1 protein-coding gene and 1 pseudogene are annotated in these 813 nt (G+C 45.6%); one reads left to right on the top strand and one right to left on the bottom strand.

Going from position 1 to position 813, the window contains the following annotated elements; all coding sequences use genetic code 11:
• On the top strand, window positions 1-438 hold the full coding sequence (gene tpx / locus ACTHS3_RS16235; RefSeq protein WP_440368536.1) for a thiol peroxidase: 438 nt from the start codon (window positions 1-3) through the stop codon (window positions 436-438).
• Window positions 439-540: 102 nt separating this feature from the next.
• Here tpx and ACTHS3_RS16230 read toward each other — a convergent pair.
• A pseudogene (locus ACTHS3_RS16230) lies at window positions 541-813 on the bottom strand (ATP-dependent zinc metalloprotease FtsH); the annotation flags it as partial.

Below are 813 nucleotides of genomic sequence, written 5' to 3'. Positions count from 1 at the left end.
ATCGGCCAAGTTGCACCTGATTTCACATTGGTAGCAGCAGACCTATCTGAGAAATCATTGGCTGACTTTGCAGGCAAACGCAAAGTGCTGAATATTTTCCCTAGCATTGACACCGGCGTATGTGCCCAGTCCGTCCGCACTTTCAACAAACGTGCCTCGTCTTTGGACAATACCGTCGTCTTGTGCATTTCTGCCGATTTACCGTTTGCACAAGCCCGCTTCTGCGGTGCAGAAGGTTTGGAAAACGTGGTGACACTTTCTACATTCCGCAGCAGCTTTTCTAACGATTACGGTGTTACACTGACAGAAAGCCCATTGCGCGGCCTGACTGCCCGCGCAGTTGTGGTTTTGAACGAGCAAAACCAAGTTCTCCACGCTGAGCTGGTTTCTGAAATTGCGAACGAGCCTGACTACGAAGCAGCTTTGGCTGTTTTGTAATTGATCAAATAAAATCAGGCCGTCTGAAAATTTTCAGACGGCCTTTAGCTTATCCTGAAATAAAAACGGCAGCTTAAAAGCTACCGTTTTCTGTTACAAACCTTATACAGATTTATCCGTTTTTTCTGCTTCTACTGACTCAGTATTCTGAACCTCATTTTGCTCAACATGTTCAGCAGCTTCAGCAACAGGTGCTTCAGGCTCTTCTACTTTGTCATCACGGACATTGTGGCTGTAATCTTTAGGCGGGCTAGGTTGTTTACCGGCCATAATTTCCAAAACTTGATCTCGATCGATGGTTTCCCAATCCATCAGTGCTTTGCACATGGTTTCCATCTTATCGCGATTTTCATCCAAGATTTTGTAAGCCACTTG

The organism is Neisseria sp. P0009.S007 (assembly GCF_051962515.1).
This window is presented reverse-complemented; position numbering and strand designations above follow the sequence as displayed.